This is a genomic window from Geobacillus sp. CAMR5420, from assembly GCF_000691465.1.
Classification (GTDB): domain Bacteria; phylum Bacillota; class Bacilli; order Bacillales; family Anoxybacillaceae; genus Geobacillus; species Geobacillus thermoleovorans.
This window is the reverse complement of the sequence record NZ_JHUS01000047.1, coordinates 19,041-27,711: the sequence shown is the minus strand read 5'-3', so window position 1 is coordinate 27,711 and position 8,671 is coordinate 19,041. Positions and strand designations below refer to the sequence as shown.

The window sequence follows — 8,671 nt, the reverse complement described above, 5'->3', positions numbered from 1 at the left end:
GAAAAGTTCCATGGGCAACACGATCTGCCCTCCACCCGGGATTTTCACGGAAAAGGAATCATACAGAAAAAATGATCGGACCGATGAGTTATGACTGGATCGTCGATCATATGCAATCGATCCAGTAAGTTTGGCAAAAGGGGAAATGGTGAATGAGAGAAGAAAGACCAAAGCCGACAGAGGATTCAAAATATATTCAGCAACACTTAGCCAATGAACGGACGTTTCTCGCTTGGATTCGCACTTCGATCGCTGTGATCGGAATTGCTTTCTTGATGATCAACTTGCATGAAAAATCAACGGCGAGCGCCCTGTCGACATTTCTTGTCCAGCTCATCGGGGCATTGGCGGTGGTGATTTCCGTCTGCACGATTGTGTTTTCCACCATTAGTTATGTCATGAAGACAAAACAAATTAATGAACAAACGTTCCGGCCGTCACGCCCGTTAATTTGGTTTTTGGCGTCCTTGTTGTTGCTGATCACTGGATTGTTTGGCTATTATTTCTTCACTTTGCTTTGACAGCGGCACTTTCTCGCCATTTTTTCTTTTTTGTTGACAAAAGGAAAGCGATTCGATAACATAGGGATTGTAATACACATACACGTATGTGTATACAACGCATGTACGTGTATAAAACCGGGATAGGTATCAAACATAATAACAAAAAACATAAGGAGGTTATCTCGATGAAAGTAGCGATCATTGCGGCAAACGGCGGGTTGTTTGATGCGTACAAGGTGTTCAACATCGCGACAGCCGCTGCGGCGGCAGACGCAGAAGTCGGCGTGTTTTTCACGTTTGAAGGGTTGAATCTCATCCACAAAGAAGCGCACAAACAATTGCCGATTCCTGAAGGGAAAGAACATTTTCAACAAGGGTTCCAAAAAGCGAACGTTCCATCGATTGCAGAATTGCTTCAAATGGCGCAAGGGATGGGTGTGAAGCTGATCGCTTGCCAAATGACCATGGACGTCATGGGGTTGGACAAAGACCAATTCGTTGATGGCATTGAAGTGGCGGGGGCGGCGACGTTCCTGCAGTTCGCGAAAGACGCGGACATTACATTGGCCTTCTAATGAGGGAGAGGAGGAAGGAGAATATGGCGCAAGTCACCGTTTATACAACCACTACATGCCCATATTGTGTAATGGCGAAAAACTTTTTGCGCGCCCAAGGGATTCCATTCAAGGAAGTGAATGTCGAGCTCAATCCGGAAGCGGCGCGGAGACTGGTGGAAACGACCGGGCAAATGGGCGTGCCGCAAATCGAAATTAACGGCCGCTGGGTGCTCGGGTATGACCCGGAAACGATTATGGCGTTATGGAACGAAGCGAATCATCGCTGAAAATCACATGTGAATGATAGAGCGATGACGTAGGGGCTGGGTATGGTTGGCAAAAACGATTTCGGTCAAAGAAATCGCCAATCAAATCATGCGCGGTGAAGAGTTGTTTATTGTAGACGCCCGCAACCCTGAAGATTTTGCCGATTGGCGGATCGAAGGCAAAGGCGTTGAGGTCGTCAATATTCCGTATTTTGACGTGTTGGACGGTATCGAACCGTATTTGGACCGTTTGCCGAAAGACAAAAGCAAGACGATTTACGCCGTTTGCGCCAAAGGCGGCTCGTCGGAGTTTGTGGCAGAGCAGTTGGAAGCGGCGGGCTATACGGATGTTTATTCGATCGAAGGCGGTATGAAAACTTGCTCCGCAGCCGAATGCTTATAAGGAAATCCGGCAGACGAATATGGGGAAACTGCATCCGACAGAAGACGAACAACGGGAGATGGAAATCGGCCCAAACCGTTGCGTCGTTCGGTAGGGAAAAGAAGCCGGCGTTTTCCGATGCCGGCCCTTTTCATGTTTCAGACTCATAATGGGCGTGTCGACTGGTTGATGTGAGTCGTTTGGAAACCGATAAAAAGAATACAATAACGAATACAAGTTGTCGAATAGGAGGGGACAGGATGACAGGGCATCGTTTTCATTATGAACACGCTGATCGACTGCTCGACCCGAAGCGCAAAGAGTGGATCGACCCGCAACAGGCGATTTCGATGTTGTCCGTGAAACCGGATGACACGGTCGTTGATCTTGGCGCCGGGAATGGCTATTTTACGATTCCTCTCGCGCAGGCGACAAATGGAAAAGTATACGCGGTCGATGTGCAGCCGGAAATGATCCAGTTATTAAAAAAACGGGCGCAGCAGTTTGCGATAACCAACATTGAATATCAGGTGGCGGATGTCGCTTCAACCGCCTTGCTTTCTCATTCGATGGATAAAGGAATCATGGCGTTTGTCTTTCATGAAGTGGAACAAAAAGACGCTGTCGTCGACGAGATTCGCCGCGTGATGAAGCCGAATGGACGATTTCTTTTCATTGAATGGGAAGCGGTTGAAAGCGAAATGGGGCCGCCGCTTCATGAGCGGATTCCGTCGGATGAACTGCTTTCCTATGTGAAACAAAAGGCGAGTGATGTGGAATTGGTCCGTTTTCACCCGGCTGTCTATGGTCTGTTGATTCGCTGGAAATAGCCGATTGTTCAGGGAAATGATTCTTGTTGTCATTATACTGCACAGGGTATATAATGATCGTGCATAGGAGAAGCAGAGGGGGTGAACCGTTGACAGGCAGTAGTTTGTTATTCTTTCTTTTTCTTTTGAGCGTTGCGTTGTACCGACGCTACTATCCTGTGAAAAATATTCCGTGCCTTCCGGTAGGAGAGGTGCCGGACGGCTTGCTTCTTGTCGACTTGCGCGATTATAATGAAAGCAATGGCCCCATATTTGGCCAAGCGTTGCATATTCCGGTGGCGTATTTGAAACGGCATGTTCGGCATATCCCGCGAAAGCCGCTTCATATCATTGCCCAAGATGCCATCGAAAAAAACGTCGGCATCCGGCTGTTGCGCCGCTATGGCTATGAGGTGAAAAGCTATTCGATCGCCGCTTGCGACTGCCGAGAAAGGGGGCGAATGGACCAATGGAATACAATAAAGAAATCAAAAACCGCTTAAAACGGATTGAAGGACAAATTAAAGGCGTTCTTGGCATGATGGAACAAGGGAAGGACTGCAAGAGCGTCGTTTCTCAGCTTTCAGCGGCGCGCAATGCCATTGACCGCGCCATTGCCGTGATCGTCAGCACGAATTTAGAGCACTGTCTGCGTGAAAGCATGCAAAAAGGAGAGAACACAGACGACCTTGTCAAAGAAGCAGTTGAACTATTGGTAAAAAGCCGATAACCCGTTGGTCAACAGCAAGAGAAAAACGTGTTGACAACGTTCTTTTTCTTGTAGTAATATACCCATAGGGGTAATGGTAATAAAACATATGATGTCAAGGAGGTTATCACAATGAACGTAGCGAAAGTATTGGATGCCAAAGGACTTGCCTGCCCGATGCCGGTGGTGAGAGCCAAAAAGGCGATGGACGAATTGGAATCGGGACAAGTGCTGGAGGTGCAAACGACCGATAAAGGGGCGAAAAACGATTTGCCGGCATGGGCGAAAACAAGCGGGCATACGGTTATTGATATGAAAGAGGAAAACGGTGTGTTGACGTTCTGGATTCAAAAAGGATAATTTCCGGTCTTTCTTATACCTGTGTAGGTATATAGAAAGGAGGCGGCCAGATGACACAGCCGAAGAAAAAGACGACGATCATTTTGTTCAGCGGCGACTATGACAAGGCGATGGCGGCCTACATCATCGCCAACGGCGCCGCGGCATACGACCATGACGTGACGATTTTTCATACGTTCTGGGGGCTGAACGCCTTGCGGAAAGAGGCGCCGGTTCCGGTGCAAAAAGGATTTCTCGAAAAGATGTTTGCGAAGATGATGCCGCGCGGCGCGGACCGCATGGGGCTGTCGCGCATGAATTTTGCCGGCATCGGCCCAAAGTTGATCAAAAAGGTGATCAAGAAACATAACGCCATGCCGCTTCCGCAGTTGATCGAGATGGCGAAAGAGCAAGGTATAAAACTCGTCGCCTGCCAAATGACGGTCGATTTGCTTGGACTGAAGCCGGAAGAATTGATCGACGGCATTGAGTTTGCCGGCGTCGCCGCGTATTTGGCGGATGCGTCGGAAGGAAATGTGAACTTATTCATTTAAAATGAGGGAGTCGTTGGCCTGGGAAGGGCCTGTCGAATAAACAATCAAGGGGGGAATCAACCAATGATCAAAGTCGATATGACCGTAGATGCTAAAGGATTGTCCTGCCCGATGCCGATCGTCCGCACGAAAAAGGCGATCAACGAATTGGAGCCGGGCCAAGTGTTGGAAGTGCAGGCGACGGATAAGGGGTCCAAAGCCGATATCAAAGCATGGGCGGAAAGCACAGGGCATCAATATTTAGGAACAATTGAAGAAAATGGGATTTTGAAACATTATATCCGCAAGGCAACGGAAAATGAAGCACGCAAAGAAACGGCATTTCCTCATGTCGTATCGAATGAAGAATTGCAAGAAAAACTGGACGATCCTAATTCGTTTGTCTTGGATGTCCGCGAACCAGCGGAGTATGCGTTTGGCCATATTCCGGGCGCCGTTTCGATTCCGCTTGGAGAGCTCGATCGCCGGATGGAGGAACTTCCGAAAGACAAAACGATTTACGTCGTGTGCCGCACAGGGACACGGAGCGATTTGGCTGCGCAAAAGCTGGCCGAAAAAGGATTTGACCGTGTGCGCAACGTCATTCCAGGCATGTCGCAATGGAACGGGCCGCTTGATTCCGCTCAATCGTAATGAGCGGCCTTTTTTAACAATCAAATATACATTAGGGGGTATGTTAATATGGTGAAAGAAATGACCGTGCAACAAATGACGGAAAAGGTGTTCAACAAAGAATCGCTGTTCATCTTGGACGTCCGCAACGAAAGCGATTTTCGCGATTGGAAAATCGAAGGGAAAAACTTTGACTATTTGAACGTGCCGTATTTTGAATTGATTGATGGGGTTGACTCGATTGTCGACCGTCTTCCGAAAGACAAAGACATCGTCGTCGTGTGCGCGAAGGGCGGATCGGCGGCGTTTGTCGCCGAACAGCTGACGGAAGCCGGGTTTGACAACGTTTATACGCTCGCTGGCGGGATGCAAGCGTGGAGCGAGCATCTCCATCAAGCCAAAGTATACGAAGATGATCAATTGAAAATTTACCAATTCATCCGCGTCGGCAAAGGATGCCTGTCGTATATGGTCATCTCGGGAAGCGAAGCGCTTGTCGTCGATCCGCTGCGGTTTATCGATGTGTACGAACAAGCAGCCCAACAAGAAGGGGTGAAGATCACGCATATCGTGGACTCGCACTTGCATGCCGACCATCTTTCCGGCGGCAAGGCGCTGGCCGAACGAACGGGGGCAACGTACTACTTGATGAAAAGCGAGGGAGCGGTGTTTGATTTCGAGCCGCTAGAGCAGCATGACACGATCGACTTTGCCAACGTTCATTTGGAAGTGTTGGCCGTGAAAACGCCAGGCCATACGCCAGGCAGCGTCTCGTTCTTTGTCAACGGCAAATGGCTGTTCTCGGGTGACACGATTTTTGTCGGCGGTCTCGGGCGGCCGGACCTTGGCGGCAAAGTGGCGGAATGGGCGGAAGACTTGTATCACACCGTATATGAAAAAGTGGCGGCCATGGCGGATGATGTGATCGTCTTGCCGGCGCACTACGCGAACTTGGATGAAGAAATCAACGCGGAGGGGTATGTCGGCGATACGTTGGGCCGCATCCGCGCCCGCAATGAGATGATGCAAAACAAACCGAAAGACGAATTTATCGATCTTGTCATCCAAAGCGCCAAGACGGAAACCCCGCCGAACTTTGAAGACATTGTCGCCATCAACCGCGGGCTCAAAACCGTGGATATCGAAACAGAGCGGGAGCTTGAGATCGGCCCGAACCGCTGTGCATTGCATCATACCCATGCTTAAAGTGATACAAATTGGTAAGGGACGGGGAGCGCCCCGTCCTTTTTGAAAACAAAAGGGAGGGATGGCCGATGGATGTTTCGCTCGCGTTTCTCATTGTCATCTTTTTAATCGGCTTTGTCGGTTCATTTATTTCTGGGATGGTTGGGATCGGCGGGTCGATTATTAAATATCCAATGCTTTTGTATCTTCCGCCGTTGTTTGGGCTGGCGGCGTTCAGCGCTCATGAAGTGTCGGGAATCAGCGCGGTGCAAGTGTTTTTCGCCACGATCGGCGGCGTGTGGGCGTATCGAAAAAGCGGCTATTTGAACAAATCGCTCATTCTCTATATGGGCGTGAGCATTCTTGTCGGCAGTTTTGTCGGCGGCTATGGCTCGAAGCTGATGAGCGAGGGAACGATTAACGTCGTTTACGGCATCTTGGCGGCATTGGCGGCGGTCATGATGTTTGTGCCGAAAAAAGGGATCGATGACATTCCGCTTGACCAAGTGACGTTCAACAAAGGGGTGGCGGCCGCCTTGGCGTTCCTCATCGGCGTCGGGTCCGGTATCGTCGGGGCGGCGGGGGCGTTTTTGCTTGTGCCAGTCATGCTCGTTGTCCTGAAAATCCCGACGCGAATGACGATCGCCACGTCTTTGGCCATTACGTTCATTTCCTCCATTGGCTCTACGTTCGGGAAAATCGCCACCGGCCAAGTCGATTACATCCCGGCGCTCATCATGGTCGTCGCGAGCTTGCTTGCCTCTCCGCTAGGAGCGAAAGCGGGGCAAAAACTAAACACGAAAGTGCTGCAAGTCATCCTTGCCGTGTTGATTTTGGCGACGGCGGTGAAAATTTGGGTGGATATTTTATGAGTGGATCGATGGAAAGACGATGAACGAGGGGAAACCGATATGTGTGAAGGCGAAAACGGATCATGTTTCGCCTTTTGTTTTCTACAGATCGATTTGGACATGATAAACAGTGAGAAAATCTTCACGAAGGGAAGAAGGAGCAATGTTCCATTACACGGTTGACGTGCCAACAGGCATGGACGAAACGATCGAGCGTTTGGAAGAGAACTTGAAACAAGAAGGGTTTGGCGTGCTCTGGCGGTTCAGCGTGACCGAGAAGCTGCAAGAAAAGGGGCTTGATTTTTCCACGCCGATGGTCATTTTCGAAGTGTGCAACCCGCAAGAAGCGGCGCGGGTGTTAAATGAAAACTTGTTGGTCGGTTACTTTTTGCCGTGTAAACTCGTTGTCTATCAAGAGAACGGCACAACGAAAATCGGCATGCCGAAGCCGACAATGCTTGTTGGCATGGTGAACGAGCCGGCGTTGAAGGAAATCGCGGAAGATATTGAGAAAAGGTTGGTCGCTTGCATTGACCAATGCCGTCAGTGAAAAGGAAAAAGGTGTCCCACATGACGGGGCACCTTTTGGTTGTGCGCACATACACGGAAACGCGGGTTTGCCGAAAGAAAAGCGCTCTTTTCCCCTCTTCGCCGCTATTTGATCCACATAGGAGGCGGACGGCCGCAAAGCCCATCCTTTCTACAAATTCCCTTGCCCCGCTGCTTTTTTTGTTTTTGCCCGTTTTTTGGCTGAGGGCGGCTGTTTCTCTGTTTCCAGCTCGCGAGGCACAATCCGGTCGGGGTTGAGCCCATTGCCGAGCGTGCCGTACACATGGCCTTGCTTCGGCTCGATGAGCTCGTTGTGCTCGTAGTAGACGCGCGGCGTTTTCCAAAGGGCGGCCAACGCTTTTCCCATCGGCATTTCGTGGTAGCGGTCGGGCCACATTTGTTTGATGTGTTTTTTCACGAGCGGGTAGTACTTCGAGCTCATCGCAGGAAAGAGATGATGTTCAGTATGGTGCGAAAAGTGGAAGTGGAGGATATCCACCCACTTTGGCACGGTGACCGACAAACTGTTCGCCAACGGATCGTTGACCGGCACTAACGGATTGAGACGGTGGTTGGTTGAGATATAGCTCATGACGATCGTGTTGGCGACAAGCAGCGGAAGCAAAAAGGCGAACAGCCATTTTTCCCAGCCGACAAGCCATAACAGCCCGAGCCATGTCGTCCAAGGCAAGAAAAATTGAAACAGGACAACCGCGCGGTTCTTCCGGCGAAAGTCTTTGAAAAAGTAAAACAGCATCCGGATCGAGTGAAGGGTAAACATCACGGACAACGAGCTAAAGGCGAAAAAAGCGCGAATCGGAAACGGGATGCGGTATACCCAAGAGAGCAGGCGGCTTTTCGCTAATTTCTCCATGCTTGGCCACGCGTCCGGGTCTTTTTCTTCATGCTGGGTATGCACATGGTGGCTGGCGTTATGCCATTTTCTCCACAACTTCGGGCCGGTGCAAAGCGGCCAAAAGGCGATTGCGCCGAGAAGATCGCGCAGCCATGGTGTACGGACGACGGTGCCGTGCAAAATTTCATGTCCTAAAAATCCTAACGCAGCAAAACTGAAACCAAGCACAACCGAGATGAGGAGGTTCCATACAGGATGGAGGTGGAAAAGGGACACAGCGAGGATGCCGGCGATGACGAGCCCTACATAAGCCAGACCTCCAAACAAGCGGGACTTCACGGGTTGAAACGCTTTTTTCGGCAAATGCGGGGCCATTTTCGCCGCGTACCAGCCGAACGGGTGAAAATCATTCATTCAGTGATCTCCTTTCAAACTACTCTCCGTTTGACAAGCAGCGGCGAGGCCATTCACACACTCTTGGTCGCAACGAAGACCTTAT

General features: G+C 50.2%; 14 protein-coding genes. 13 read left to right on the top strand and 1 reads right to left on the bottom strand.

What is annotated here, in order from left to right; all coding sequences use genetic code 11:
• Positions 1-152: 152 nt before the first annotated feature.
• From DI44_RS06480 to DI44_RS06535, 13 genes are all read left to right on the top strand, one after another.
• Complete coding sequence (locus tag DI44_RS06480) at positions 153-521, top strand: DUF202 domain-containing protein (RefSeq protein ID WP_033025648.1); 369 nt, start codon at positions 153-155, stop codon at positions 519-521.
• A gap of 167 nt (positions 522-688) precedes the next feature.
• Positions 689-1,078, top strand: a complete 390-nt coding sequence (locus DI44_RS06485; RefSeq protein ID WP_033025646.1) for a DsrE/DsrF/DrsH-like family protein — start codon at positions 689-691, stop codon at positions 1,076-1,078.
• Between the two features lie 23 nt (positions 1,079-1,101).
• On the top strand, positions 1,102-1,347 hold the full coding sequence (locus DI44_RS06490; RefSeq protein ID WP_033025644.1) for a glutaredoxin domain-containing protein: 246 nt from the start codon (positions 1,102-1,104) through the stop codon (positions 1,345-1,347).
• Positions 1,348-1,393: 46 nt separating this feature from the next.
• Complete coding sequence (locus DI44_RS17605) at positions 1,394-1,729, top strand: rhodanese-like domain-containing protein (protein ID WP_050483845.1); 336 nt, start codon at positions 1,394-1,396, stop codon at positions 1,727-1,729.
• Positions 1,730-1,968: 239 nt separating this feature from the next.
• Positions 1,969-2,538, top strand: a complete 570-nt coding sequence (locus DI44_RS06495; RefSeq protein WP_033025650.1) for a class I SAM-dependent methyltransferase — start codon at positions 1,969-1,971, stop codon at positions 2,536-2,538.
• 89 nt (positions 2,539-2,627) lie between these two features.
• The gene (locus tag DI44_RS06500; protein ID WP_094238828.1) at positions 2,628-3,020 is read left to right on the top strand and encodes a rhodanese; all 393 of its coding nucleotides are present in this window, start codon (positions 2,628-2,630) and stop codon (positions 3,018-3,020) included.
• Positions 2,987-3,247, top strand: coding sequence for a metal-sensitive transcriptional regulator (locus DI44_RS06505; protein WP_033025642.1), 261 nt, complete (start codon positions 2,987-2,989; stop codon positions 3,245-3,247). Before DI44_RS06500 ends, DI44_RS06505 begins: the two co-directional genes overlap by 34 nt.
• A 111-nt stretch (positions 3,248-3,358) precedes the next feature.
• Positions 3,359-3,586 (top strand): sulfurtransferase TusA family protein, encoded by a 228-nt coding sequence (locus tag DI44_RS06510; RefSeq protein ID WP_033025641.1) that lies wholly within the window; start codon positions 3,359-3,361, stop codon positions 3,584-3,586.
• Positions 3,587-3,636: 50 nt separating this feature from the next.
• Positions 3,637-4,119 carry a DsrE/DsrF/DrsH-like family protein gene (locus tag DI44_RS06515; RefSeq protein ID WP_033025640.1) on the top strand — a complete coding sequence of 161 codons (483 nt, stop codon included), beginning with the start codon at positions 3,637-3,639 and terminating at the stop codon, positions 4,117-4,119.
• Positions 4,120-4,182: 63 nt separating this feature from the next.
• Positions 4,183-4,752, top strand: a complete 570-nt coding sequence (locus DI44_RS06520) for a sulfurtransferase TusA family protein (RefSeq protein WP_033025639.1) — start codon at positions 4,183-4,185, stop codon at positions 4,750-4,752.
• 48 nt (positions 4,753-4,800) lie between these two features.
• Entirely contained in the window at positions 4,801-5,937 is a 1,137-nt protein-coding gene (locus tag DI44_RS06525; protein WP_033025637.1) for an MBL fold metallo-hydrolase, read from the top strand.
• Between the two features lie 68 nt (positions 5,938-6,005).
• A complete protein-coding gene (locus DI44_RS06530) occupies positions 6,006-6,788 on the top strand; it encodes a sulfite exporter TauE/SafE family protein (RefSeq protein ID WP_033025636.1) in 783 nt (260 codons plus the stop codon).
• 142 nt (positions 6,789-6,930) lie between these two features.
• Positions 6,931-7,317, top strand: a complete 387-nt coding sequence (locus DI44_RS06535; protein WP_021321731.1) for a DUF302 domain-containing protein — start codon at positions 6,931-6,933, stop codon at positions 7,315-7,317.
• Positions 7,318-7,467: 150 nt separating this feature from the next.
• Here DI44_RS06535 and DI44_RS06540 read toward each other — a convergent pair whose 3' ends face one another.
• Positions 7,468-8,586, bottom strand: coding sequence for an acyl-CoA desaturase (locus DI44_RS06540; RefSeq protein ID WP_033025635.1), 1,119 nt, complete (start codon positions 8,584-8,586; stop codon positions 7,468-7,470).
• Positions 8,587-8,671 lie beyond the last annotated feature (85 nt).

What these genes read in the sequence shown, in the direction of transcription:
- DI44_RS06480 (WP_033025648.1), top strand. Translation starts at nt 153, where the DNA reads ATGAGAGAAGAAAGACCAAAGCCGACAGAGGATTCAAAATATATTCAG.
- DI44_RS06485 (WP_033025646.1), top strand. Translation starts at nt 689, where the DNA reads ATGAAAGTAGCGATCATTGCGGCAAACGGCGGGTTGTTTGATGCGTAC.
- DI44_RS06490 (WP_033025644.1), top strand. Translation starts at nt 1,102, where the DNA reads ATGGCGCAAGTCACCGTTTATACAACCACTACATGCCCATATTGTGTA.
- DI44_RS06495 (WP_033025650.1), top strand. Translation starts at nt 1,969, where the DNA reads ATGACAGGGCATCGTTTTCATTATGAACACGCTGATCGACTGCTCGAC.
- DI44_RS06505 (WP_033025642.1), top strand. Translation starts at nt 2,987, where the DNA reads ATGGAATACAATAAAGAAATCAAAAACCGCTTAAAACGGATTGAAGGA.
- DI44_RS06510 (WP_033025641.1), top strand. Translation starts at nt 3,359, where the DNA reads ATGAACGTAGCGAAAGTATTGGATGCCAAAGGACTTGCCTGCCCGATG.
- DI44_RS06515 (WP_033025640.1), top strand. Translation starts at nt 3,637, where the DNA reads ATGACACAGCCGAAGAAAAAGACGACGATCATTTTGTTCAGCGGCGAC.
- DI44_RS06520 (WP_033025639.1), top strand. Translation starts at nt 4,183, where the DNA reads ATGATCAAAGTCGATATGACCGTAGATGCTAAAGGATTGTCCTGCCCG.
- DI44_RS06525 (WP_033025637.1), top strand. Translation starts at nt 4,801, where the DNA reads ATGGTGAAAGAAATGACCGTGCAACAAATGACGGAAAAGGTGTTCAAC.
- DI44_RS06530 (WP_033025636.1), top strand. Translation starts at nt 6,006, where the DNA reads ATGGATGTTTCGCTCGCGTTTCTCATTGTCATCTTTTTAATCGGCTTT.
- DI44_RS06535 (WP_021321731.1), top strand. Translation starts at nt 6,931, where the DNA reads ATGTTCCATTACACGGTTGACGTGCCAACAGGCATGGACGAAACGATC.
- DI44_RS06540 (WP_033025635.1), bottom strand. Translation starts at nt 8,586, where the DNA reads ATGAATGATTTTCACCCGTTCGGCTGGTACGCGGCGAAAATGGCCCCG.